This is a genomic window from Olsenella profusa, assembly GCF_016900315.1.
GTDB classification, from domain to species: domain Bacteria; phylum Actinomycetota; class Coriobacteriia; order Coriobacteriales; family Atopobiaceae; genus Thermophilibacter; species Thermophilibacter profusus_A.
Genome location: NZ_JACSNQ010000023.1, coordinates 1 through 25,621, shown reverse-complemented (window position 1 = coordinate 25,621; position 25,621 = coordinate 1). Strand labels below are relative to the sequence as shown.

The following is a 25,621-nucleotide window of genomic DNA, read 5'->3' as shown; positions in this document are numbered from 1 at the left end:
CCCCACCACGGCTCCCCCTACCACGGCTCCCCCGCCGCCGCAATTGCGCGAAGTGCGTGGTCTCACCGGGCGCGACGCCCCTCCCGGGCGCACGCGTCCCGCGCATCTGTCACAATCAGGGGCCGCGCAGTCGCGCACGCAGCAGGCACATCCAGCGAAGGGAGCCCCATGAGCAACGAGGGCAAGAAGGTCAAGGTCCACTACGTCGGCACGCTCGACGACGGCACGAAGTTCGACTCCTCCCGCGACCGCGACCAGCCGCTGGAGTTCACCTGCATGGCCGGCCAGATGATCGCCGGCTTTGACGCCGCCGTGCGCGACATGGAGGTCGGCCAGGTCGTCGACGTACGCCTCGAGCCCGCCGAGGCCTACGGCGAGCGCGACGAGCGCCTCGTCCAGACGGTGCCCGTCTCCGTCCTGCCCGGCGCCGAGAAGCTCTCGGTCGGCGACCGCGTGATGCTGGCCTCCCCCACCGGCCAGCCCTTCCCGGCCACGGTGACCGCCGTCGAGGACGGCAACATCACCTTCGACATGAACCACGAGATGGCCGGCAAGGCCCTCAACTTCAACATCGAGCTCCTGGAGGTCTCCGAGTAGAGACCTCCTCTCGGTAAAGGCGCCGGCCGCGAGCTAGAGGCCGGGCGGCCATCCTCGCCGCGAGTTCTTGCCGCGTCCTGTGCGGCAAGCTGTCTGAGCGCCGAGGATGGCCGCCCGGCCCCATTCCTAGATAGCGGCGAGCGCCTGCTCGATGTCCGCGATGAGGTCCTCGGTACCCTCGAGGCCGCACGAGAAGCGCACCATGGCGGGCGAGATGCCGGCGGCCACGAGCTCCTCGTCGGTCATCTGACGGTGCGTGGAGGACGCCGGGTGCAGGCAGCAGGTGCGCGCGTCGGCCACGTGCGTCTCAATCGCGGCCAGCTTGAGCGACGCCATGAACTTCTCGGCCGCCGAGCGCCCGCCCGCCAGCTCAAAGGAGACCACGCCGGAGCCGCCCTCGGGCAGGTATTTCTGCGCAAGGGCGTAGTACGGGTCGCTCGGCAGGTGCGGGAAGCGCACGCTCGTGACCTTGTCGGAGCCCTCGAGGAACTTTGCCACGGCGAGGCCGTTCTTGAAGTGCTGCGGCATGCGCACGTGCAGGCTCTCCAGGCCGAGGTTGAGGTAGAAGGCGTTCTGCGGGCTCTGGATGGGGCCGAGGTCGCGCATGAGCTGCGAGGTGGCCTTGGTGATGAACGCGCCGCCCTTGCCGAACTTCTCTGCGTAGACGATGCCGTGGTAGGACTCGTCCGGGGTGGTGAGGCCGGGGAACTTATCCGCGTGGGCCATCCAGTCGAAATTGCCGGAGTCCACGATGGCGCCGCCTACGCCGCAGCCGTGGCCGTCCATGTACTTGGTGGTGGAGTGCGTCACGATGTCGGCGCCCCACTCGAACGGCCGGCAGAAGATCGGCGTGGCAAAGGTGTTGTCCACCACCAGCGGCACGCCGTGGGCGTGGGCCGCGCGGGCAAAACGCTCGATGTCCAGCACGTCGAGGGCCGGGTTGGCGATGGTCTCGCCAAAGACGGCGCGCGTGTTGGGGCGGAAGGCCGCCTCGAGCTCCTCATCGGTGCACGTGGGCGAGACGAACGTGGACTCGATGCCCATCTTGGCCATCGTGTGCGCGATCAGGTTGAACGAGCCGCCGTAGATGGCCGAGCTCGCCACGATGTGGCTGCCCGCCTCGCAGATGTTGAAGAGGGCGAAGAAGTTGGCCGCCTGGCCCGAGCTCGTGAGCATGGCCGCCGAGCCGCCCTCGAGCGCGCAGATCTTGGCCGCCACGGCGTCGTTGGTGGGGTTCTGCAGGCGCGTGTAGAAGTAGCCGGACGCCTCGAGGTCGAAAAGCTGGCCCATGTGCTCGGACGTAGCGTACTTGAAGGTGGTGGACTGGACGATGGGAATCTGGCGCGGCTCGCCGTCGCCAGGGGTGTAGCCCGCCTGGACGCAACGGGTGTCGATGGACTGGTCTGCCATGGGTGTCCTTTCTTTCGGGTGTGCCCATGATAGCGATTCCGGCGCCCGTGGGAAGGACGAAAGGCACGGCGAGAAGGGCCGGCTGTTGGACCGGTCGAAGGGCCGTCCCGAAGGCCGCACCCGGCCCGCCGCGCGGCGGCGCCGACGGCAGCCCGCGCCGCCGCTACACCATCTGCTCGGGGTGGAAGACCTCGTCGAAGCGCTCCGGCGTGAGCAGCCCCAGCCCCACGCAGGCCTCGCGCAGCGAGGTCCCCTCAGCGAAGGCCTTCTTGGCCACGCGCGCGGCGTTGTCGTAGCCGATGTAGGGGTTGAGGCAGGTCACGAGCATGAGCGAGCGGTGGAGGTTCTCGTCCATCTTCTCGCGGTTGGCACGGACGCCGCTTGCGCAGCGCTCGTCAAAGGAGACGATCGCGTCGGCGAGAAGCCCCACGGACTGCAGGTAGTTGTACGCGATGACCGGCATGAACACGTTGAGCTCGAAGTTGCCCTGCGACGCCGCGAAGCCGATCGTGGCGTCGTTGCCCATGACCTGCACGGCCACCATCGTCACGGCCTCGCACTGGGTGGGGTTGACCTTGCCTGGCATGATGGAGCTGCCCGGCTCGTTGGCCGGGATGGTGATCTCCCCCAGGCCCAGGCGCGGGCCCGAGGCCAGCCAGCGGACGTCGTTGGCGATCTTCATCATGTTGGCCGCCAGGCCCTTGACCGCCCCGTGGCTGAAGACCACGGCGTCCTTGCCCGTGAGCGCACGGAACTTGTTGGGGTCGGTCACGAAGGAAAGGCCCGTGAGCTCGGCGAGCTCGGCGGCCACCGCCTCGTCGAAGCCCGCAGGCGCGTTGAGGCCCGTGCCCACCGCCGTGCCGCCGAGCGCCAAGCGGTAGAGCCCCGGCAGGGAGGCGAGCAGCTCCTCGCGCGAGGCCTCGAGCAGGCCGCGCCAGCCGGAGATCTCCTGCGGGAAGGAGATGGGCACGGCGTCCTGCAGGTGGGTGCGGCCGCTCTTGACCACGCCGGCGTTCTCCTCCTCCAGGCGGCGCAGCGTGGCCGTGAGCTGGTCGATCGCAGGGACCAGGCGCCCCGTCACGGCACGTGCCGCGGCCACGTGCAGGGCCGTGGGGAAGGTGTCGTTTGAGGACTGGCTCATGTTGACGGAGTCGTTGGGGTGCAGCGGGCGCTCAAGGGTCACGCCGCGCTCGGCCGCGAGCTGGTTGCCGCGGTTGGCGAGCACCTCGTTCATGTTCATGTTGGACTGCGTACCGGAGCCGGTCTGCCACACCACCAGGGGGAAGTCGTCGTCGTGGCGACCGTCCAGGACCTCGTCGGCGGCGGCGCAGATGAGGTCGCGCGCCTCGGGGGCAAGCCGGCCCAGGCGGCAGTTCGCCCGCGCGGCGGCCTTCTTGACCAGCGCGAACGCGCGCACGATCTCACGCGGCATCCGCTCGGTGCCAATGGGGAAGTTCTCGTGGCTGCGCTCGGTCTGCGCGCCCCAGAGGGCGTCCGCCGGAACGCGCATCTCCCCCATCGAGTCACGCTCCACGCGCCAGGCGCCGGGGGCGGCGGCTTCGGCTGCCGCGGCCGCGGCCTGCAGGTTCTTCTCGCCCACGGCTACTCCTCCTCGGCGTCCACAGCCGGTGCGGGGTCGGCTCCCTCAGCCTCGGCGTCCTCCGTCGCCTCGCGCGCGCCCTGCTCGCGGCGCTCGAGCCCGGACGTGATGGCCGAGACCACCTCCGCCTGGTCGCGCGCCACCACGCCGAGGTCGGCGCGCACGCCACGGAAGCGCGGGCTCTTGGAGCACTCCTCGGCCAGGCGCTTGTTGCCGCGGGCGTCGGAGAGCGCCCCGAGCTCACGCTGGATCTCGTCGAGGTACTCGCTCATCTGGGCGCGGTCCGGCCCGAGCACCGCGCCGAGCCGCTCGGCCACGTAGTGCATCTCCTTGGCGTCGCGCCGGGCCACGTAGACCGCGTCGCCGTCGCGCAGGTCAAGGCCGAAGAGGTCCTCGTCCACGGCATTGAACTCGTCGTCGAAGTGGCGGCGGAAGTCCTCCGCGGTAAGGCCCCTCTCGGCCACCTTGGACTTCCAGCCCAGGTTCTCGAGGTTGCGCGCGAGCTTCCTCAGAGCCTTGGCGGAGTGGCGCTTGCGCATGAGCGTGATGAGCGAGGCACACTCGAGCGCGCGCTCCTTGGCGCAGGCCGTCGGCAGCAGGCTGTTCTCGCCGAGCTCGCCGCTCTCCACGAGGCCGTCCACGGTGTCGGACAGGATGTCCAGCGAGCGCAGCCGCGCGGAGGCCACCTGCAGCTCCTTCAGGGTGTGCTCGCAGCGACGGTTCTGCTTCTTGGTCTGCCACGGCTCCAGGAACTGCAGGAGCGAGCGCACGCGGCGCAGGGACACGCGGAACTCGCGCAGCGCGTCGGCGTCGTCCGGCGCGGCGAGAAACGCCTCGGCCCGCGCGTTGAGGTCCGAGGCCGCCGAGGCCACGGCACGCTCCACGACGGCGAGCTCCTCCCACGAGGCGACCTCCGGCCCCGCGACGAACCAGCGCAGTACCCCGCGGCCGCTCGCGCCCTCCGGCAGGTCGATGGCCGCGGCCGTGCCCTTGCCGAAGGCCGGGCAGCCCCCCAGCAGGCGGGCGCAGAGGTGGTCCACGAACGGCGCGTGGCCCACGGCGATGACGGTGGTCGCGTCCGTCGCCTCGAGCTCGGCGAGAAACGCGGTGATGTCCTGGGCGTAGAGCGACTGGTGGACCTCGATGTCCTCGGTCCCCGTGACGGCGGCCACCACATCGGCGGTCTCCAGCGCGCGGACGGCCGGGCTGCTCCAGACGGCGGCGCTCACGTCATCTCCAAGCAGGGCAAACGTCCGCGGGTACGCCACGCGCAGGGCGCGGGCGCCCGACGACGTGAGCCTGCGGTCCATGTCCGCGCCCGAGGCGGAGCTCGCCTCCGGTGCGCCGTGCCGAACGAGAACCAGCGTCTTGACCATGTCTCCCCCGTTCTCCTTCTCCGACGGGACCGCCGGGACTTTTTAGCATAGCAATTCCCCGCTCGCGGGGGAGCCCTCCCGGCCAGCGGCAGCAGGTGCGAGGGCGACGGGCGGGCGGGGTGCAGCCCCCTCTCCCTAGGGTACGTACACCCCTCCCCAGGGTACGTACACCCCTCTCCAGGGTACGTACGCCCCTCTCCAGGGTACGTACGCAATTTCAAAATCAATACGGTGGAAGCCTTAGCATTTCCGCAGGTCAAGCCCTTGGCGAGAAGAACCTTGGGCTTGCGGCAGTGTACGTACCCTAAGGACCACTGTACGTACCCTCACGGGCTCCGCGCAGCAGTGTACGTACCCTCCAGCGGAGTGCGCTCGTCGCGCCGCGCCAGAGCGTGGCCGTGGCGGTGATGTGCCTGCTCTCCGGCGGCCACCTCCTGATCGAGGACGTCCCCGGCGTCGGCGCGCACGTTCACCTTCCACCCCGGCCCCCTTCTCCGACGTCGCCATAGCGGACGAGGTCAACCGCGCGGGGCCCCGGACCCCGTCTGCCTCTCCCGCTACGGGGCAAAGGGCTCCGCGGTCCCGGACGACTGTCCCGAGCTCACGGTTCTTCTCGCCGAGGTACGCCGGGCCCTGCGCCAGAGGGGCCAAAGGGGGAAGGGACGCCCTTGAGCCACTCCGGGGCCAGGCCGGTCGCGGACCGGGCCGGTCGCGGACCGTGTCGGGTGGGACCGGGCGAGCGGGCCAATCCCGAGCCGCCCCGGTTTGTTTCTAAACGGTAAACCCCACAGGTAGTCTCTTGGAGCGGAAGAAGGGCCGGACGACAACTGCGGTTTTGTCGTCCGACCCTCCTGGAAGAGAAACTACCTGTGGGGTTTACGCCCGCAAGGCTCGGCGCTGTGGGGTTTTAGCCCCGCGCAGCTCAGCTACATGAGCTCGCAGACCTGGGTGGCAAAGGCCACGGGGTCCTCGGGCATGATGCCCTCGACGAGCAGCGCCTGGTTGTAGAGCAGCCCGGCGTAGAGCTTGACCTTGTCGGCGTCGCCCGCCTCTTGGGCCGCGCGCAGCTTCTCGAAGACCGGGTGCTTGGCGTTGACCTCGAGCACGCGCATGGCCTTGGGGGCCTTGTCCGCCTCGGGGCCGGAGGAGAGGACCTTCTCCATCTCAAGGCTGAGCGGGCCCTCGGAGGTGATCACGGCCGGCGCGCCGTCGGCGGCCAGGCGCGTGGACACCGCGACCTTCTCGACCTTCTCGCCGAGCGCGTCCTTCATGGCGCTGAACAGGGCGTCGTTGGCCTTCGTGGCCTCCTCGGCCTCCTTCTTCTCCTCGTCGGTCGCAAGGTCGAGGTCGCCGGAGGACACGTTCTTGAGCTCGACGGTGCGGTCGGCAACCTCGGGCTCGGCGCCGTCGGCCTGGGCCTTCTCGGCGGCCTCGCGCTCGGCGTCCGTCTCGTAGACCTTGGGCAGGCCCTTGGCCGTGAAGTCGCGCATGGCCTGGAAGCAGAAGTCGTCCACGTCCTGCGTGCAGAGCAGCACGTCAAAGCCCTTCTCGAGCACGCTCTGGACCACCGGCATCTTGGACAGGCGGTCGCGGTCGTCACCGGCGGCGTAGTAGACGGCCTTCTGGCCGGCCGGCATGGCCGCAACGTACTCCTGCAGCGTCACCATCTTCTGCTCGCGCGCGCTCCAGAACAGCAGCAGCCCCGCGAGCTCGTCCTTCTTCATGCCGTAGCTCTGGTAGATGCCGTACTTGAGGCCGCGGCCGAAGTTCTCGAAGAACTTCTCGTAGGCCTCGCGGTCGTTGTCGCACATGGACTCGAGCTCGCTCGTGATCTTCTTCTCGATGCGGCGCTCCATGGCCTGGAGCTGGCGGGTCTGCTGCAGCGTCTCACGGGAGATGTTGAGGCTCACGTCGGCGGAGTCCACCACGCCGCGGACGAAGTTGTAGTAGTCCGGCAGCAGGTCGGCGCACTTCTCCATGATGAGGACGTTGGAGCTGTAGAGCTCGAGACCCTTCTCGTAGTCGCGGCTGTAGAGGTCAAACGGCGCCTGGCCCGGGATGAACAGCAGCGCGTCGTACTCGAGCGTGCCCTCGGCGTGCAGGCTGAAGGTGCGCGCAGGGTCGGCCCAGTCGTGGAACGTGGACTTGTAGAACTCGTTGTACTCGTCCTGCGTGACCTCCGAGCCGCGCTTCTTCCAGATGGGGGTCATCGAGTTGATGGTCTCCAGCTCGGTGTAGTCCTCCCACTCCGGCTTGTAGTCGTCGCCGGCGTCGGCGGGCCTCTCCTTCTCGCGGCTCTTGGTCACGAGCATCTTGACGGGGTAGCGCACGTAGTTGCTGTACTTCTTGATGAGCTCGCGGAGCTTCCACTCAGAGAGGAACTCGGAGTAGGAGACGCCGTCGTCGCCCTCGGTGTCGTCCTTGAGAGTGAGGACGATGTCGGTGCCGCAGGTGGCGCGGTAGGCCGGGTCGTCCGCGGCGACGGCTTCGATGGTGTAGCCCTCCACGCCGTCGGAGGTCCAGCGGCTGCACTCGTCGGAGCCCCAGGCGCGCGTGACCACGCTGACCTCCTTGGCCACCATGAACGCGGAGTAGAAGCCCACGCCAAAGCGGCCGATAATGTCCACGGCGTCGCCCTGCGCGTCGGCGTTGGCGGCCTTGAACTCCTCCGAGCCGGAGTGCGCGATGGTGCCGAGGTTCTCCTCGAGCTCCTCGGCCGTCATGCCGATGCCGTTGTCCGAGACGGTGATGGTACGCGCGTCCTTGTCAAAGGCCACGTTGATGGCCAGGTTGTCCTGGTCCACGTGGGCGGAGCTGTCCGTGAGGCTCTTGAGGTAGAGCTTGTCGATGGCGTCCGACGCGTTGGAGATCAGCTCGCGCAGGAAGATCTCGCGGTTGGTGTAGATGGAGTTGATCATGAGGTCGAGCAGCTTCTTGCTCTCTGTCTTGAACTTGCGCATGCGGCGCTCCCCTTTCGTGCGGTCTGTCAAACGTTGGGTAGTGTACCCGTTTTTAGATAATCTCAGTCTGAAGCGCTTAGATATGATGAGGCGAGAAGGACCTGGGGAGTGCGGCCGGGTCCGGGCGGTGGGGGGGCAGACGAGCCTGTCTCACGCCGATTTATCTACCTCAGCAGAGGGCAACAACGGCAACGGAGCACCTCGCGGCGCCCGCCCCTACTCGTCGAGAAGAACCTCGCCTAGGAAGTCTGCGTCGTAGCCGATGGCGTCAGAGAGGCAGAGCGAGCCGTCGGAGGCCACGACGAGGTAGTTGTCCTCAGCGGCATGGGAGTCGTCCGTCGCCGGGAAGACCTCCACGTGCGAGAAGACCACGCGCGCCGTGGCCACAACGGAGCGCAGGAAGCTGACGTCGGCGCCACCGTCACGCGAGACCACGTTGGCCGCCAGGACACCGCCGGGCACGAGCGCGCGACGGGCCGCGCGCAGAGCCCCCACGGTGGCGAGCGCCCAGACGGGCTCGGCTCCCACGAAGGCGTCGAGTGCGATGACGTCGTAGGAGGCCTCGGGCGCGCGCTCGAGGAAGGCGCGCCCGTCGTCGCTGAAGACGCGCAGGTCCCCGCCGCCCGCGCGGGCAAGGGCCACGGCGTCGTCGAGGAAGAACCAGCGGCGGGCCGCCCGGATGACGGCCGGGTCGATCTCCGCCACGTCGGTGCGCACGCCCGGGTGCTCGGCCGCCACGAGCTTGGGGAAGGCAAAGCCGCCCCCGCCCACGGCGAGCACGCGGCGCGCGCCCGGCCTGAGCTCGAGCGCCCGAGCGAAGGCGCGGTAGTAGGCGAAGACCGGCTCCATGCGCCGGGCCTCGTCGAGGTAGGTGGCCGACTGGTAGACACCGCCGGTGCGCAGGACGCGGACGCGCGCGCCGACGGCGTCGCGGGTGGTGTAGACGAGCGCCGGGCCCGAGGCCGTGCGCACGAGGTGCGGGTCCAGGGACCACGCGCGCCGCGCGGCGAGGGCGAGCGCCGCCGCACCCGCAAGCGCGAGCGCCGCAAGCCGATGGTTCTTCTCGCCTGGTCTGCCGGACATGCGCACCTCCCGTCCCGACCCATGATAGCCACCTGCTACCATGAGCCGGACGAGGGAGGGGACATGTCGCTCAGATTCATCGTCTCGCCGGCAAAGAAGATGCGCGTGGTGGACGCGCCGCCGTGGCCCGTGCGCACCCCGGCGCTCCTGGGGCGCGCGCAGCGGCTGGTCGCCGCCGTGCAGGGGCTCTCGCGCGCGGAGGCGCAGGCGCTCTGGCGCTGCAGCGACCGGCTCGCCGAGCTCAACTACGAGCGCTTCTCCCACATGGACCTCGCGGGCGCGACCACGGCCGCGGTGGTGGCGTACGAGGGCATCCAGTACCGGCACCTGGCGCCTGAGGTCATGAGCGAGGCCCAGCTCGCGTGGCTCGACGAGCACCTGCGCATCCTCTCGGGGCTCTACGGCGTGCTCCGGCCGCTTGACGCCGTAGTGCCCTACCGCCTTGAGATGCAAGCCCGCCTTGCCGCCGACGGGGCGCGCGACCTCTACGGGTTCTGGGGCGACGCGCTCTACGAGTCCCTCGCGGCCGAGGGGTGCGACCTCATCGTGAACGTGGCCTCGGTGGAGTACGCCCGTGCGGTCACGCCCCACGTCCGGCCCGAGGGGCCGCAGGTGCTGACCTGCCTCTTCGGGGAGCTGCGGGACGGTCGGCTGCGCCAGGCGGCCACCGAGGCGAAGGCGGCGCGCGGGACTTTCGTGCGCTGGTGCGCCGAGCACGCGGTGACCTCCGCAGGCGAGCTCGCCGCCTTCCGCGAGCGCGGCTACGCCCTTGACGAGGCCCGCTCGGACGCGGGGACTCTCGTCTTCGTGCGCTCGTAACGCGGGTTCTTGCAAATCTCGAATAAGTGTGACAAACGGGGCTACGAATTTGCAAAAAGGGCCTAAGTGCGACGCATATCGTGTGCCCCCGCCTCTATGGGATCTCTGCCGAGCTGCGCTTATCTGCGGAAAGGAGGCTTGGATACCGATGACCCGCGCAGAAAGGCGTCGCACTTATGCCCTTTTTGCAAATCAAGACAGCCATTTGTCACACTTACGCCCCTTTTGCAAATTTCACCGCTCTGAGCCGGCGGGTATGATGGTTCTGGCGAGGGGAGGGCCATGGCGGACATCGACGCGCTCATAGAGCAGATCATCGCGGCGAGCCGCCAGAAGGACGGGCGCGCCTTTGCCTCCGAGCGCGTCTACGGCGACGAGCCCATCCTCATGCGCGGCTCGCAGATGGCCACCTACCTGCCCGAGCCCATCCGCCAGATGCGTGCCCTCGGCCGCTCGGCGCAGGCGCGCAGCTGGACCGACGCGCGGCTCTTCGTGGAGCAGGCCCGCCTCATGGAGGCCTACGAGGACGACTGCCCCTATGCGGGGACCTTCCAGAGCTACTTCCCCACCTACGACGCCATGAACGACCGCCAGCTGCGCGGCTACTTCACCTGGCGCGCGCACGTCCGTGCGGGCTCCGTTGAGCGGACGTCCACCTCGTTCGCCTACGTCTACCTCTACGAGCTCATCAACGGCATCGGCACGGAGGTCGGCGAGAAGGGCTTTCGTGCCATCGAGGCGTTTTGGCAGACCTACCGCGCCTTCGAGCCGACGATGGACCGCTACGCGCGGGCCTGGCTCGTCGACTACGTGGTCTACCACGACCTCGACCCCGCGCTCGCCGCACCCTACGCGGACGAGGCCCACGACCGTGCCGTCGAGGTGCTCGCCCGGGCGGAGCGCCACGCGCTCGAGGAGGCGTCATCGCGTCCGCGCGGCCACAGGCGCGCGCCGCGGGCCTACGGGGCCGACCCCGCCGCCGACGAGGCCCTGCTCGCCGCGCTCGACGAGCTCTCCACCTACCGCATCCGCGAGGCGCGTCTCTACCGCGACGCCCCGGACGACGTGCGCCACGTGACCTGCGCCGTCTTTGACCGGCTGGCCCGCTATTACCACACCAGCCGCTCCCAGGGCCTCGTCGCGAGCCTCTTCGGCACGCGCCACCCGATGCCGCACCTGATGTTCGCCTCGGCGGTGTTCTACCCCGGCGGGCGCCACCCCGACTGCGTCTACCAGCTCGGCGAGACGCGCCGCTACGCGTGCCGAAACGGCATCTGGACCTGCGACGCCCTGCACGACGGGGGCGGTCGCAGCGCCAAGCTCGGCCAGGTCCTGCGCGCCGTGGACCGCCAGCTGCGTGCCGCGCTCGACTACCCGCACCCGCTCAAGGAGCGCGGCGACCCCAAGTACCTCACGCAGATGATCGACCGCGAGGTCCGCGACTACCTCGACTGGAAGCGCGCGCACGCCCCGCGTCGGGTGGAGATCGACCTCTCCAAGCTCGCTGGGATCCGCAGCGCCGCCGCCGTAACGCGCGAGGCCCTGCTCGTGGACGAGGAACGCGAGGAGGTCCCGGTGGCTGAGCAGGTGCCGACACAGGCGGCAAGCCCCTCCCCGGCACCCGCACACAACCCGGAGAGAGACAGCGCGGCAGGCGAGAAGAACGCGCCGCACGGACTCACCTCGGAGGAGCTCGCGCTGCTCAGGGCCCTGCTTGCCGGACAGACGGTGCCGGCCGGCGGCTCCGACCTGCTCGTGGACTCGATCAACGAGAAGCTCTTTGACCTGCTCGGCGACACGGCGGTGGAGTTTGGCCCCGACGGGGCGCCCGAGCTCGTAGAGGACTACGCCGACGACGTGCGCGAGACGCTTGGGGACTGACGGCTGCGACGGTCTCTCGCAACGGCTCCGTAATGAGAACACCTGTTTGCTTTCTCTGCAATCGTGTGCTATCATCCAAGGCCTGTCAGAAGGCGAGAGGAGCGTGCATGGGAGAGAGCCCCCGGGTGCCCAGGCGCATCGCAGCGGTCATCATCAACTCGCTCAAGGGCGGCGTGGTGCCGCGCATCGGCCTGCCCTACATCACCGTGGGGCGCGAGCGCGAGATTCAGGCCCTCCTGCATGACCTCGAGCTCGTGGCCGACGGCGGGGCGAGCTTCCGCTTCCTGGTAGGCCGCTACGGCGCCGGCAAGAGCTTCCTGCTGCAGACCATCCGCACGCACGCCATGGGCAAGGACTTCGTGGTGGCGGACGCGGACCTCTCCCCCGAGCGGCGCCTTCAGGGAGGGCAGGGCCAGGGGCTCGCCACGTACCGCGAGCTCGTGCGCAACCTCTCCACCAAGACGCGCCCCGAGGGCGGCGCCCTGCAGCTCGTGCTGGACCGCTGGGTCGCGCGCCTGCAGGAGGAGCCCGACCCCGCTGCCGCGCTTGCAGATCAGTTTGCACCCATCAGAGAGCTCGTCTGCGGCTTTGACTTCACGCACGTGCTCGAGCTCTACTGGCAGGCCAGCCTCGAGGGGGATGACGAGCGCCGTGCGAGCGTGGTCAAGTGGCTGCGCGGCGAGTTCCGCACCAAGACCGAGGCCCGCGGCGAGCTGGGCGTCAACGCCTGCATCACGGACGAGACCTGGTACGAGTATCTCAAGCTCTTCGCGCAGTTCCTCGTGGGCGCGGGCTACCAGGGGCTCGTCGTGCTCATCGACGAGCTCGTGAACCTCTACAAGATTCCCAACGCCATCTCGCGCCAGTACAACTACGAGAAGATCCTCACCATGTACAACGACACGCTCCAGGGCAAGGCGCACCACCTGGGCATCATCATGGGAGGCACGCCGCAGTCCATCGAGGACCGGAGGCGCGGCGTCTTCTCCTACGAGGCACTGCGCAGCCGTCTCACCCAGGGGCGCTTTGCAAGCGCCGGGCTCTCGGACATGCTGGCCCCGGTCATCCACCTGGAGCCGCTCACCTACGAGGAGCTGCTCGTGCTCATAGAGAAGCTTGCGGACATCCACGCGGGCTACTTCGGCTACGAGCGCACGCTCACCGAGGCACAGCTCGTGAGCTTCCTGCAGATCGAGTTCGGTCGCGTGGGGGCAGACACCCACCTCACCCCGCGCGAGGTCATCCGAGACTTTATCGAGCTGCTCGACATCGTGTGCCAGAACCCGGGGACGGACGTGGACGCGCTGCTACACTCGGACGCGTTCTCCGGGGCCGTCGCCGCCCCGGCGGAGACGGCCGCCGCGTCCACGAGTGACGTGGACCCCGCGTTCGCCGAGTTCACGATCTAGGGGCGAGCACAGGATGGGCGTCTTCGACAGATACGCACCGTTCGTGCAGGACTTCATCTACGCGCATCAGTGGGAGAACCTGCGCGGAATCCAGGTCGCGGCGGGCGAGGCCATCTTTGACACGGACGACAACGTCCTGCTGTGCGCCTCAACCGCCTCCGGCAAGACCGAGGCAGCCTTCTTCCCCATCCTGACCGAGTTCTGGGAGGATCCTCCACACTCGGTGGGCGCGCTCTACATCGGCCCCACCAAGGCGCTCATCAACGACCAGTTCTACCGCCTCGAGAACCTCTGCGAGGAGGCGGGCATCAACGTGTGGCACTGGCACGGAGACGTCTCCTCCTCCCACAAGGCAAAACTCATGAAGAACCCGTCGGGCATCCTGCAGATAACGCCCGAGTCGCTGGAGGCCATGCTGATGCGCCGCCACGCGGCCGTGGCCAAGCTCTTCTGCGACCTGCGCTACGTGGTGATCGACGAGGTCCATGCGCTGCTCCGGCAGGACCGCGGCGGCCAGTGCCTCTGCCTCATCGAGCGCCTTGCCCGCGCGGCAGGGGTGAGCCCGCGGCGCATCGGCCTCTCTGCCACGATCGGTGACCCCGAGGCCGTCGGCGCCTTCCTAGCCACAGGCACCGGACGCAGTACCGTCATCCCACGCGTGAAGGAGCCACCACGAACCTGGCGTGTCTCCATGGAGCACTTCTTCATGACGGGCCCGCAGGCCGATGAGGGAGCCCCGCTGTCCGCAGGCAACACGGTCCAGGCCGACGTTCTTGCGGTCGAGGTCCCGAACGGTCTGCCCGGGGCCGGGCCTGTATCTCCGCGCGCAGTTTCGCATGAGCCGGACAGACCTGTGGCCCGTCCGTGCGAACAGGACTGTTTGAGCGCGGAGGTTGTCCCCGGTCCACCCGAGGCACCCACGGACCTCGCCCCCGCCAACGCAGACCCCGGCATCGGCTACATCTTCGAGCACACGCGCGGCCACAAGTGCCTGATCTTCTCAAACTCCCGCGAGGAGGCCGAGGAGGTCTGCTCCACGCTGCGCAGCTACTGTGACGCCACCGGAGAGCCCGACCGCTTCCTCATCCATCACGGCAACCTCTCCGCCGCCATCAGGGAGAGCGCCGAGGAGCAGATGCGTGATGACTCCTCTGACCTCTCTATCGTGGCAACCTCCACGCTGGAGCTGGGCGTGGACGTGGGACGCCTTGAGCGGGCGTTCCAGATAGACGCGCCCTTCACGGTCTCGAGCTTCCTGCAGCGCATGGGCCGCACCGGCCGCCGCGAGGCACCGCCCGAGATGTGGTTCGTCATGCGCGAGGAGCAGCCCGAGGCGCGCACGCTCCTGCCCGAGACCATCCCCTGGAAGCTGCTGCAGGGCATCGCCCTCGTGCAGCTCTACCGCGAGGAGCACTGGGTGGAGCCGCCCAACCTCGACCGGCTCCCCTACAGTCTGCTCTGCCACCAGACACTTGCCATACTCGCCTCAGAGGGCGAGCTCACACCGGCACAGCTGGCCAGTCGTGTGCTCACCCTCACCTACTTCCATCGCGTGAGCACCGATGACTTCCGCGAGCTCCTACGTCACCTCCTGCGCAACGACTTCATCGAGCAGACCGAGGCGGGCGGCCTCATCGTGGGCCTCGCCGGCGAGCGTGTCACGAGCTCGTACAAGTTCTTCGCCGTCTTTCAGGAGAACGTGGAGTACACGGTTCGCTCGGACTCCACGGAGATCGGCACGCTCTGCGCCCCGCCGCCCCCCGGCGAGAAGGTCGCCATAGCCGGACGCGTCTGGGTGGTCGATGAAGTTGACCACGAGCGCCACCTGCTCTACGTGACGCCGGTCAAGGGCAAGGTTCCCGCCTACTTCGGCGAGGTTGCCGGAGACGTGAACACCCATGTGCTCGAGCGCATGAGGCGAGCCCTTGCCGAGCACGCCGCCTACCCCTACCTCATGCCCCACGCCCGCGCGCGCCTGCGCGAGGCCCGCCACGTGGCGGAGGCCTCCCACCTCACCGAGGGGCCGCTCGTCTGCCTCGGCGAGAACGACAAGGAGCAGACCATGTGGTGCCTGCTGCCCTGGCTCGGGACGTACGCGTTTCTCGCCCTCGAACGGCTCCTGCGCATCAAGTGCGCCGAGGAGCTCGGCCTCAAGGCGTTCAGCTCTTCTCGCCCGTACTTCATCACCTTTGTGATGAAGGCTGACGAGCAGGCCTTCCTTCACGTAGTGAAGGACGCCGCGGAGCGTCTGGAAGATCCCAACGATCTCCTCTATCCCTCCGAGGTGCCCTACTTCGAGAAGTACGACGAGCTTGTGCCCGAGAGCCTGGTGCGCAAGGGATTTGCCGAGGGCGTGCTCGACGTGGCGGGCATGAGGGAGCGTGTTGCGCAGTGGTAGGCGGGCGTCGCGCACCCAACAGCCCACTCCCTCCCTGCTCCCGATGACGGGAAAGCGCCCAGGTCCTTCTCGCCGGAGCCACGTGCCCTTGTCGCCGCTCTTGCAAGGTTTCTACGCTCAGGGGGCTTGCCAAGACGGATGCCAGAAAAAACAAGGGGGCCCGGATCGCCCTGCTTGCAATCCGGGCCCGTATGCGCAGGTTGGTCAGCTGGGGCCGTCTTGTCTTGCCTTCCCAGCCGCCTAGTGCATGCTCCACGCAAAGTGGTCGGTGTGCAGGAGCTCCTCGGCGCGCTCGGAGAGCGGCTCGCCTAGGTAGTCGTGGTAGACGGCCTGGATGGAGGGGTTCTCGTAGGAGTTGCGCAGCTTCGCCGTGCGGTCCAGGCCCCAGAGCACGTCGCCGCGCGCGCCCGCAAGCTCCTGGCCGTCGTGGATGGGCTGGCCACCGCCGCCCGCACAGCCACCGGGACAGGCCATGACCTCGACGAAGTCGTAGCTCACCTCGCCCGCCGCAAGCGCGTCGAGCAGGTGGCCGGCGTTGGCAAGGCCGCTCACCACGGCCACGCGCACCGACGTGCCCGCCAGGTCGAACGTGGCCTCCTTCCAGCCGTCAAGCCCGCGGACATCCGAGAAGGCGTCCGGCTGCGGCGCCTCACCCGTCACCATGTGATAGGCGGTGCGCAGCGCAGCCTCCATGACGCCGCCGGTGGCCCCGAAGATCACGCCCGCACCCGTCGCCGTACCCAGAGGCTGGTCGAAGTCCTCCTCGGGCAGGGCGGTGGCGTCGATGTGCTCGGCGCGGATCATGCGGCAGACCTCGCGGGTGGTGATGGACACGTCCACGTCCGGGTCCCCGCAGGCGTCGTTCATCGTGGGGATGGCCACCTCGGCCTTCTTGGCCGTGCAGGGCATGACCTCCACGCAGAAGATCTTGTGCGGGTCGATTCCCATGAGCTCGGCATAGTAGCTCTTGGCAATGGCGCCGAACATCTGGCCCGGGGACTTCGAGGTGGAGAGCTGGCCGGTGAACTCGGGACGCACCGCCTTGACGTAGCGCACCCAGCCCGGGCAGCAGGAGGTGAACATCGGGAACGCCTTGCCCTCGGGGTGGGCCATGCGCTCGAGCAGCTCGCTGCCCTCCTCCATGATGGTGAGGTCGGCCGAGAAGTCCGTGTCAAAGACGTAGTCCACGCCCATCTGGCGCAGCGCCGCCACCAGGCGGCCCACCGTGGCCTCCTCACGCGTCAGACCGAGCTGCTCGCCCCAGGCCGCACGCACGGCCGGCGCGATCTGCACCACCACGACCTTCTTGGGGTCGGCCAGGGCGTCGAAGACCTTGGCCGTGTCGTCGCGCTCGCGCAGGGCGCCCGTCGGGCAGTGCGTGATGCACTGGCCGCAGAGCGTACAGTCGGATTCCTGGATCGTGCCGCCGCCGCGCACGTTGACCGAGGTGTGCGTGGCCCGGTTGGCGAGGTCCCACACGCCCAGGCCCTGGATCTTCTCGCACACCTGGATACAGCGCAGGCAGTTGACGCACTTGTCGTTGTTGCGAATGAGCGGGAAGGACTTGTCCCACGGGTCGTGCATGAGGCGCCGCTCGTAGGGGAGGTCGGCGATGCCGAGGTCGTTGGCGAGCGTCTGGAGCGTGCAGTTGCCCGAACGCACGCAGCTCGTGCACTCGGAGTCGTGGGTGGCCAGGAGCAGCTCCATGTTCATGCGGCGCGCCACGCGGACCTTGGGGCTGTTGGTGCGCACGACCATGCCCTCGAGCACGGTGTTGTTGCACGCGGCCACCAGCTGGTCGATGCCCTCGACCTCCACCACGCACAGGCGGCAGGCGCCAATCTCGTTGAGGTCGCGCAGGTAGCACAGGGTGGGAATCTTGATGCCCACGCTCGCCGCGGCGTCGAGGATGGACGTGCCGTCGGGCACGCAGACGGCACGGCCGTCGATGGTGAGGTTTACCACTGCTCGATCCTCCCCCCGCGGAACGCGCCAAAGCCGAAGTGGTCGCAGCGCAGGCAGCGCGAAGCCTCCTGGTGCGCCTCCTCGTCCGTAAGGCCGTTCTCGACGATGTCGAAGTCATGGATACGCTCGGCCGCCTCGCGCTCGCGCATCTCGCAGCGGGCGCAGCTGATCTTGCCCTTGAACTGCACGGGCGGCAGCTCCACGTCAAGCTCGATCTTGTGGTTGAAGCCGAGGTAGTTGTCGATGTTGCCGGCCGCGACCTTGCCCGCGTGAATGGCGCGGATGACGGTTGCCGGGCCGCTCTGGCAGTCGCCGCCGGAGAAGAGCCCGTCGATGCCGGGCACGGCGCCGTCCGGGTCCGTGACGATGCGCCCCCACTTGCACGGTACGCCCTGCTCCTCGAAGGTGCCCGAGCCGATGTCCTGGCCGATGGCCACGATCACGCGGTCAGCCCTGACCACCACGTCGCCGCCCTCGGCCGGGCGCGGCGCGGGACGGCCGCGCTTGAGCCCGCCGATGATCTGCGGCGTGACCTTGAGGCCCACCACGTGGTTGTTCTCGTCGACGACGACCTCCTTGGGCGCGTGCAGGTCCATGACCTCGCAGCCCTCGGCCTGGGCGCCGGCGATCTCCTCGTCCTGGGCGGTCATGTCGGCCACGCGGCGACGGTACGCGATGACGACCTTCTCGGCCCCCAGGCGCACGGAGGTGCGCGCCACGTCCATGGCCACGTTGCCGCCGCCGACCACGGCCACGTGCAGGCCGCTGAAGTCGGGCGGGTTGTCGTCGCCCATGTCACGCAGGAGCTCCACGGCGGAGATGACGCCCTCCGCGTCCTCGCCGGGAAGCCCGAGCTTCTTGTCCGCGTGCGCGCCGATGGCCAGGTAGACGGCGTCGTAGTCAGCACGCAGGCGGTTCATCTCCGCACCGTCGACGGGATGGTCGAGCACCGCGTCGATCCCGCAGTCGAGGATCCACTGGATCTCCGAGTCAAGCTGCTCGCGCGGGAGGCGGTAGTTGGGGATGCCGTAGCGCAGCATGCCGCCGAGGTGCTGGCGCTGCTCGAAGATCGTCACCTTGTGCCCCATGAGGGTGAGGTAGTACGCACAGGAAAGGCCGGCCGGGCCACCCCCGACCACGGCAACGCGCTTGCCCGTGGCGGGCTTGATGTTGGGCCGGTAGTCGCCCGCGTGCTCCACGGCGTAGCGCTTGAGGCCGCGGATGTTCATCGGGTCGTCCACCATGCCGCGACGGCAGTGCATCTCGCAGGGGTGCTCGCAGACCAGGCCGCACACGAGCGGCAGCGGGTTGTCCTTGCGGATGAGGCGCACGGCGTCGGTGTAGCGGCCGGCCTCCACAAGCGCGATGTAGCCGGGGATGTCCACGCCAGCCGGGCAGCCGGAGACGCACGGCACGAGCTGGCTCTGCGTGAAGCCGCAGGCGTGCTTGGTAACGTGGTGCTCGAAGTCGTCGCGGAAGCCGCGGATGGCCATGAGGGCCACCTCGCCGGCCTCGTAGCCGATGGCGCAGTCGCTCGAGAGGTAGACGGTGCGCGCGGTGGACTCGATGAGGTCGAGCGTCTCCATCGTGGCGCGGTTGTTCAGGACGTCGTTGAACAGGTGGCGGAGCATCCTGAGGCCGTTGCGGCACGGCGTGCACTTGCCGCAGCTTTGCGTGGCGCACATCGCCACGTAGGAGGCCGTGAACTCCACCGGGCACGGGGCGAGCGAGCTCACCGAGAGGCGCTTCTCGAGCATCTCGTGCATGCTCGACATGATCGCCTGGGTCTCGCTCTGCTCCATGACGTGCATTCTAGCCATAGGCCCTCTCCTTGCACTTCCGGAGTCGTGTGGGTGCCGGGCCCCTCAGCCGCGGCACAATAGATAAATGCTACCTACGCGTGCCTTGGCGCGTCACGTCCATTCGGCGAGAAGAGCCTGAGGGCGGCGAGCGGCAGTTCTGACAGGAAGGCCCGGCGGAAGACGCGCCAGGGACAGACCGGCAGATGGAGGTTCTTCTCGCTAGTTGAGAAGCCGAAGCGACCGTCAGCCGAGCAGGCTGCGCGAGAGGCCTCAAACCTGAATATAAGCTGGCCTACTATTCTGCATCGCATGTCGGAAGAAGCCTTGGGGAGGAGCCATGAGGAGTCGCACGCTGAGGGCGCCTGTGCGCTCGCTGGTAGTGGGGCTAGCTCCCCGTCGCCTGCGGGCCCGTGCGCTCGCTGCTCGGCGGGTTTGACTACTCGACCGCCTCCGTGACCGTGGACGGGGACAGGGCGGTCGCCGCGCCTTTTTTGTGACGGAGGCTGCTTAGAAAACCACGACTGATGCAACGGCGGGGCCAGCTGGTGCTTAGGGAATCGGGGCTGATGCGGGTGACAGCTCGCCCGGTGCTTAGAAAGTCGAGGTTGATGCGGGTGACAGCTCGCCCGGTGCTTAGAAAGTCGAGGTTGATGCGGGCAACGGGCCGGGAAACGCTTAGGGAATCGCGGGTGATGCGCCCCGGGGGTTCTTCTCGCCTGCAACGGTCGCAAATCTGTAAGCACATTCGTTCCGAAAAAGCGCGTCAGCCGGCGTTTCGTAAGCGCGAACAGGTAGGTAGCTGCGTCAACCGGAGTTCTGTAAGCGCGGGCGAGAAGGACGGCGGAACAGCCAGCGTTTCGCAAGCGCTACCGGAGGAGCGCGCCACGGGAGCGTCTACCGGCCGAGGACCTCGCCGGCGATGCGCGCAGTCTCGGTGGCGTCCTTGGCGTAGAAGTCCGCACCGACCATCTGGGCGTACTCGGGCGTGAGCACGGCGCCGCCCACGACGACCTTGCACCAGGGCGCGCGCTCGCGCAGGAGCTCGATGGTCTTTGCCATGGCGGGGACCGTCGAGGTCATGAGCGCCGAGAGGCCCGCGAGCGGGGCGTGGCGCTCGACCACCGCATCGGCCACGACCTCTGGCGGCACGTCGCGCCCGAGGTCGACCACGTCGTAGCCGTAGTTCTCGAGCAGCATGCGGACGATGTTCTTGCCGATGTCGTGGATGTCCCCGTGGACGGTGCAGAGGACGATGGTGCCCTTGCCGCCCGCCGCCTCGCCCGTCGGCATCGAGGCGCGGATGACCTCGAAGCCCGCCTTGGCCGCCTCGGCGGAGGCCATGAGCTGCGGCAGGAAGAACGTTCCGGCCTCGAAGCGCCGCCCCACCTCGTCGAGGGCGGGGATGAGGGCCTCGTTGATGGCGAAGAGGGCGTCGTGGTCCCGCAGGATGCGGGTGACGGCGTCGGCCATGGGCGCGGCGCGGCCGTCGAGCACGAGGGCGCGGGCGAGCTCGACGGGATCCTCAGGGTCGGCGGCTGGTGCGCTGGGGCCGGCGGCGGGCTGGTTCTTCTCGCCAGCCTTTGAGGGGGCGGAGGCGTCGCTGCGGTCGGCGTAGTGCTCCACGTAGAAGCGGGCCGAGGCGTCCTCGCCGGAGAGGACGCGCCAGGCGTCCACCGCATCCATCATGCGTCGGGACTCCGGGTTGATGATCGCGAGGTCAAGGCCTGCGGAGAAGGCCGCCGCGAGGAACGTGGCGTTGACGAGCGGGCGGAAGGGCAGGCCGAAGCTGATGTTAGAGACGCCGAGCACGGTGCGCACGCCCGGGAGCTCCGCCTTTACGGCGCGGATGGCGTCGAGGATGGCGCGCGGGGCGCTCTGGTCGGTGGAGGCGGCCATGGCGAGGCAGTCGATCACGACGTCGTGGCGCGGGATGCCGAGCTCGTCGGAGGTGGCCACGATCTTGCGCGCCACGGCGAGGCGGCCCTGGGCGGTCGCGGGGATGCCGGCCTCGTCGAGCGTGAGACCCACGACGGCGCAACCGTAGCGCGCGGCGATGGGCAGGACGGCGGCGAGGCTCTCCGCCTTGCCGTTCACGGAGTTGATGAGGGGCTTGCCGGGGTAGCTGCGCACCGCGGCCTCGATGACGGCGGGGTCCGAGGCGTCGATCTGCAACGGGAGGGTGGTCACGCCCTGGAGCTCCGCCACGAGCCGGCACATCACGGCGCGCTCGTCGATCTCTGGCAGGCCGGCGTTGACATCGAGGATCTGGGCGCCGGCGCGCTCCTGGGCGATGGCCTCCCCCATCACGAGGTCGTGGTTGCCGGAGCGCAGGGCCTCCTGCATGCGGCGCTTGCCCGTGGGGTTGATGCGCTCGCCGATGACGCCCACCTGGCCGGGCTCGAGAGCCGTCAGGCGCTGCGGGCCGCAGACGGCAAAGCAGTCGCGGACGCTGCGTGGGACGGGACGGCGGCCCTGGAGCAGGGAGCGCTCCGCGGTGACGTAGGCGGGCGTGGTGCCGCAGCAGCCGCCCACGATGGTGACGCCCGCGTCGAGCATGCGGGCGACGGCCTCCGCGTACTCGTCGACACCGACGTCGTAGACCGTGACGCCGTCCTCCACGCGGGGCAGGCCAGCGTTGGCCTGCGCGATGACCGGACAGCTCGCCCAGGGCAGCATCCGCTCCACGAGCGGGGCCACGTCGGCCGGGCCGAGCGAGCAGTTGATGCCAACGGCGTCCGCGCCCATCGAGGAGAGGGTGAGCGCCGCTACCTCGGGCGTGGTGCCAAGGAAGGTCCGACCGTCCTCGGCAAAGGTCATCGAGACGATAGCCGGCAGGTCCGAGTTCTCGCGCACGGCGAGAAGGGCCGCCTTGGCCTCGGCGAGGTCGGACATGGTCTCGATGATGAAGAGGTCCGCGCCGGCCGCGTCCGCGGCACGGACCTGACGGGCAAAGAGCGCGTAGGCGTCGTCAAAGGAGAGCGGCCCCATCGGGGCTAGGAGCTGGCCGGTGGGGCCGAGGTCGGCCGCCACGTAGCGCGGGCGCGCGGCGCGGGCGCAGGCGACGGCGGCCTGGAAGACGTCCTCCACCGTAGCGGCGTCCCCCAGCTTCGCGGCGTTTGCACCGAAGGTGTTGGTGGTCACCACGTCCGCGCCGGAGGCCACGTAGGCGGCGTGTATGGCCGTGACCTCCTCGGGGTTCGTAAGGCAGAGCAGCTCCGGGAGCTCACCCGCCGCGAGGCCTCGCGCCTGGAGCTGTGTGCCCATGGCCCCGTCAAAGAGCAGGAACTCGTCGCCCGCAAAGACGGCGGCGAGGCACTCGTCCGCCATGCGACGCGCGCGGTGCGCCAAGCGCCCCCGACGCCCCCGACAAGCCTGATTGTCACGTCCTGAAGCCTCAGCCATGGGTTCCTCCGCCCGACGTTCGTTGAGGCCCTATCCTAGCAGCCGTGCGCTGCGGAGGCGAGCAGAAGACGAGGCCGTTACAGACGCCCCGCCCTAGCCCCGGCAGGTCCGCCCCGAGCGGCGCAGAAGGCAGAAGTCGCGCGAGGGACAGGTGGCGCACCCCGGCCGCGCGTCCGCGGGCAGGTGCTCGAAGAAGCCCGTCACCGCGGTCACGCTCTTCGTCGGCGACATGAGAAGGGTGTCGGAGAGCGTGATGCCCAGAAGGCGGCCGGCGTCGAGCGCGGCCAGCAGCACCGGCTGTGTCCCCAGGGGCAGGTCGCCGTAGCCCGGCGAGAAGCGCGTCCCGCAGTGAAGCCCGCGCGCGGCCGCCTGCGCCACGAGGCTTGCCTCGGCGGCGTCCGCCGCGCGCTCCACCAGGGCCGACCCGGCCGCGTCGAAGATGACCTGCCCGACGCGGTCCGTGAGGGAGAGGCGCCGCAGCTCTGCCTCCACGCCCATGCCTGCCGTCACGGCGAGCACGCCCACCGCCACGGCGCCGTCCAGGTGACGTGCTATCGAGCTCCCCACCAGCTCAAGCGACGTTCCCGCCAGCCGCGTCACGGGCACGCCGCCCTTCTCGCCAGTCTCGGCCACGTCAAAGACGCGCGTCACGCCACGCGGTCGGCCGGCGGCCAGGCAGCGCGCCACCATGTCGTCGATGCGCGCGTCGAGCGAGCCGTCAAGCTCCTGGCCCGAGTACCCCAGGTAGCGCAGCACCTCGCCGCGGTCGACCGCGTCGATCCGGTAGGACTCGACCACGCCCGGCACGCCCTACGCCTCCAGGTACCCGCAGGCAGCGAGCGCCTCGTGCGCAGCGTGGGCCACGGCGGGCTTGTTCATGCTGTACACGTGCAGCCCGTCGACGCCGTTGGCCGCGAGGTCCTCCAGCTGCTCGCACGCGTACTCGATACCGGCGCGCGCCTGGTCGGCGGGGTCCTCCCCTGCCAGCGCAAGCCGCTTGACCACCTTGGCGGGAATGGACGCCCCGCAGGTAAACGCCATGCGCTGGATCTGCTTGACGCTCGTGAACGGCATGATGCCGGCCACGATGGGCAGGCGCACGCGGTGCCGCAGGCACTTCTCGCGGAAGCGGTAGAAGCCCTCGTTGTCAAAGAAGAGCTGGGAGACCAGGTAGTCCGCGCCCGCCTCCTGCTTGAGGTAGAGCGCCTGGAAGTCCGCACACTCGTCGGCGGACTCGATGTGCCCCTCCGGGTAGCACGCCGCGCCGATGCACAGGTCTGACCCGCCCGTGCGCAGATAGGAGATAAGGTCGGACGCGTGCGCGAAGTCGCGCTCCTCGCGCCCGGGGCGCCGGTCCCCGCGCAGGGCGAGGACGTTCTCCACGCCCGCGTCGGCAAGCTCGTGCACGTAGGCGTCGACGTCTGCGCGCGTCGACCCCAGGCACGTGAGGTGCGCGAGCGCGGTGACGCCCAGCCCGTGCTCGACCTGCGCCGCAATGGGCACGGTGTTCGCCGAGTTGCCCGAGCCGCCGGCGGAGTACGTCACGGAGATCCAGTCGGGCCGATCAGAGGCCATCTCGCCCGCGATCTGGCACGCCGTCTCCAGCGGCAGATCGCCCTTCGGCGGGAAAATCTCAAACGAGAACGTCTGGCGCGTCGCCAGCTTGTCGATGATCTTCATAGCATGGGCCCCTCTCAGGCTTCCTGTCCCGTCCCGGCCTCCCGCCGCGCCCTCGCGCACCGGGCCAACGCACCGCTACCGCATGAACGACGGCATCCGCCCCGCGGCCGTGGCCTCCGCGATGTCCAGGAGGGCACGCGCCACGGACTCCTCCCGCGCCGGCCCGATGTGCCAGCGCGCGGCCTCCAGCACGGCAGGAACCGCGTTTGCCACCGCAACAGAATGAGGGTAGTGCCGCAGCACCGCAAGGTCGTTCTCCGCATCACCAAAGCAGCAGACCTCCTCGGACACAAGCCCCAGGCGCTCCATGAGAAAGTCCCCTCCGTGGTCCTTGCCAAAGCCGTGCGGCATGAGGTCGATGTGCGGCGTGCCGGGCATCGGGCAGACGAAGTCCAGCCCCGGGCAGGCCGCCGCCAACGCGGACGCCACCTCCTGGCAGCGCGCAAAGCTCCCCACCACGCGCACGTTCGCCTTGTAGCACGGCTCCTCGGGCACGTCGGGCAGCGCGCGCTCCACGCGCCAGAAGTTGTCCGGGTGGGCCAGCACAAAGCCCAGCTCGGCGCCAACGGCCACCTTCTCGCCGCCGTACTCCACCACCAGGTAGGCGTCGTCCACGCCCGCGAGCTCGTCCCTCACGGCGCACAGCGCGTCGTGCGCCAGGGGCACCTTCTCGACGAGCTCCCCGTCCAGGTAGACGAGCTGTCCGTTGCTCGTGACGGCCGTGGCGCAGGCGGCCTCGTCACCGGCGAACATAGCCGGAAGGTCGCGGTAGATGCGACCCGTGCACGGCACAAAGTGCACGCCCACCGCCTGCAGACGATGGATGGCGTCCAGCGCAAACGGCGTGACCGTGTGGTCATCCTGCCAGATGAGGGTGGAGTCGAGGTCCGAGAGGACGAGCTTGATCACGAGGCTCCCTTCGAAGCAGGCCGTGTGCGGACGCGCGCCACGTGGGGCGCGTCCCCTGTCAGACGTCCGCACACGGCCCGACGAAAGGGTGAGGCGCGACGGTCGGGGGCCGCCGCGCCCGAGAGCGCCGCATGCCAGGTGTTGGGGGATCCGACATGCGACTATTCTAGGTATAACCTCGCGCCCACGCCACGACGCCGAAAAAGTCGCAGACGGTAGGTGCGCCCTCCCAGAGGGTCAGGCCACGGCCGCACCGCAGGCACCCAGCACGAGCAGCGCGGCAAGCGCTATCGCCGGGCCCATGCGAATCCCTCCTCCCCGGCCCCCCTC

General features: G+C 69.1%; 16 protein-coding genes. 5 read left to right on the top strand and 11 right to left on the bottom strand.

The window, feature by feature from the left end:
- Positions 1 to 168 precede the first annotated feature (168 nt).
- Positions 169 to 597, top strand: coding sequence for an FKBP-type peptidyl-prolyl cis-trans isomerase (locus H9X80_RS08385; protein ID WP_204793891.1), 429 nt, complete (start codon positions 169 to 171; stop codon positions 595 to 597).
- 126 nt (positions 598 to 723) lie between these two features.
- On the opposite strand, the gene H9X80_RS08380 is transcribed toward H9X80_RS08385, so the two are convergent.
- The 5 genes from H9X80_RS08380 to H9X80_RS08360 form a co-directional block, all read right to left on the bottom strand.
- Entirely contained in the window at positions 724 to 2,007 is a 1,284-nt protein-coding gene (locus H9X80_RS08380; protein WP_204793890.1) for an O-acetylhomoserine aminocarboxypropyltransferase/cysteine synthase family protein, read from the bottom strand.
- Positions 2,008 to 2,170: 163 nt separating this feature from the next.
- Positions 2,171 to 3,607 carry a class II fumarate hydratase gene (gene fumC, locus H9X80_RS08375; RefSeq protein WP_342590900.1) on the bottom strand — a complete coding sequence of 479 codons (1,437 nt, stop codon included), beginning with the start codon at positions 3,605 to 3,607 and terminating at the stop codon, positions 2,171 to 2,173.
- Positions 3,608 to 3,609: 2 nt separating this feature from the next.
- On the bottom strand, positions 3,610 to 4,983 hold the full coding sequence (locus H9X80_RS08370) for a CHAD domain-containing protein (RefSeq protein ID WP_204793889.1): 1,374 nt from the start codon (positions 4,981 to 4,983) through the stop codon (positions 3,610 to 3,612).
- A gap of 926 nt (positions 4,984 to 5,909) precedes the next feature.
- Positions 5,910 to 7,943, bottom strand: a complete 2,034-nt coding sequence (gene htpG, locus H9X80_RS08365) for a molecular chaperone HtpG (RefSeq protein WP_204793888.1) — start codon at positions 7,941 to 7,943, stop codon at positions 5,910 to 5,912.
- A gap of 216 nt (positions 7,944 to 8,159) precedes the next feature.
- Positions 8,160 to 9,026 carry a spermidine synthase gene (locus H9X80_RS08360; protein WP_204793887.1) on the bottom strand — a complete coding sequence of 289 codons (867 nt, stop codon included), beginning with the start codon at positions 9,024 to 9,026 and terminating at the stop codon, positions 8,160 to 8,162.
- A 63-nt stretch (positions 9,027 to 9,089) separates the two neighbouring features.
- Between H9X80_RS08360 and yaaA the strand changes: the two genes are divergently transcribed.
- The 4 genes from yaaA to H9X80_RS08340 all read left to right on the top strand — a co-directional run bounded on the left by yaaA (position 9,090) and on the right by H9X80_RS08340 (position 15,533).
- Positions 9,090 to 9,845 carry a peroxide stress protein YaaA gene (gene yaaA, locus H9X80_RS08355; protein WP_204793886.1) on the top strand — a complete coding sequence of 252 codons (756 nt, stop codon included), beginning with the start codon at positions 9,090 to 9,092 and terminating at the stop codon, positions 9,843 to 9,845.
- Positions 9,846 to 10,127: 282 nt separating this feature from the next.
- Complete coding sequence (locus H9X80_RS08350) at positions 10,128 to 11,726, top strand: TerB N-terminal domain-containing protein (RefSeq protein ID WP_204793885.1); 1,599 nt, start codon at positions 10,128 to 10,130, stop codon at positions 11,724 to 11,726.
- Positions 11,727 to 11,833: 107 nt separating this feature from the next.
- Positions 11,834 to 13,135, top strand: coding sequence for an ATP-binding protein (locus tag H9X80_RS08345; RefSeq protein WP_204793884.1), 1,302 nt, complete (start codon positions 11,834 to 11,836; stop codon positions 13,133 to 13,135).
- A gap of 13 nt (positions 13,136 to 13,148) precedes the next feature.
- Entirely contained in the window at positions 13,149 to 15,533 is a 2,385-nt protein-coding gene (locus H9X80_RS08340; protein ID WP_204793883.1) for a DEAD/DEAH box helicase, read from the top strand.
- Between the two features lie 240 nt (positions 15,534 to 15,773).
- On the opposite strand, the gene H9X80_RS08335 is transcribed toward H9X80_RS08340, so the two are convergent.
- The 6 genes from H9X80_RS08335 to H9X80_RS08310 form a co-directional block, all read right to left on the bottom strand.
- Positions 15,774 to 17,498: an NADH-dependent [FeFe] hydrogenase, group A6 gene (locus H9X80_RS08335; RefSeq protein WP_204793882.1), complete on the bottom strand. Its 1,725-nt coding sequence runs from the start codon at positions 17,496 to 17,498 to the stop codon at positions 15,774 to 15,776.
- Positions 17,492 to 19,318, bottom strand: coding sequence for an NAD(P)-binding protein (locus H9X80_RS08330; protein ID WP_204793881.1), 1,827 nt, complete (start codon positions 19,316 to 19,318; stop codon positions 17,492 to 17,494). Before H9X80_RS08330 ends, H9X80_RS08335 begins: the two co-directional genes overlap by 7 nt.
- Before the next feature lie 876 nt (positions 19,319 to 20,194).
- Entirely contained in the window at positions 20,195 to 22,648 is a 2,454-nt protein-coding gene (locus H9X80_RS08325) for a homocysteine S-methyltransferase family protein (protein ID WP_239471850.1), read from the bottom strand.
- A gap of 147 nt (positions 22,649 to 22,795) precedes the next feature.
- Positions 22,796 to 23,509 carry a vitamin B12 dependent-methionine synthase activation domain-containing protein gene (locus tag H9X80_RS09185; RefSeq protein WP_204793879.1) on the bottom strand — a complete coding sequence of 238 codons (714 nt, stop codon included), beginning with the start codon at positions 23,507 to 23,509 and terminating at the stop codon, positions 22,796 to 22,798.
- 3 nt (positions 23,510 to 23,512) lie between these two features.
- Positions 23,513 to 24,382, bottom strand: a complete 870-nt coding sequence (locus H9X80_RS08315; RefSeq protein ID WP_204793878.1) for a methylenetetrahydrofolate reductase — start codon at positions 24,380 to 24,382, stop codon at positions 23,513 to 23,515.
- A 75-nt stretch (positions 24,383 to 24,457) separates the two neighbouring features.
- Entirely contained in the window at positions 24,458 to 25,291 is an 834-nt protein-coding gene (locus H9X80_RS08310) for an HAD-IIB family hydrolase (protein ID WP_204793877.1), read from the bottom strand.
- Positions 25,292 to 25,621: the final 330 nt, after the last annotated feature.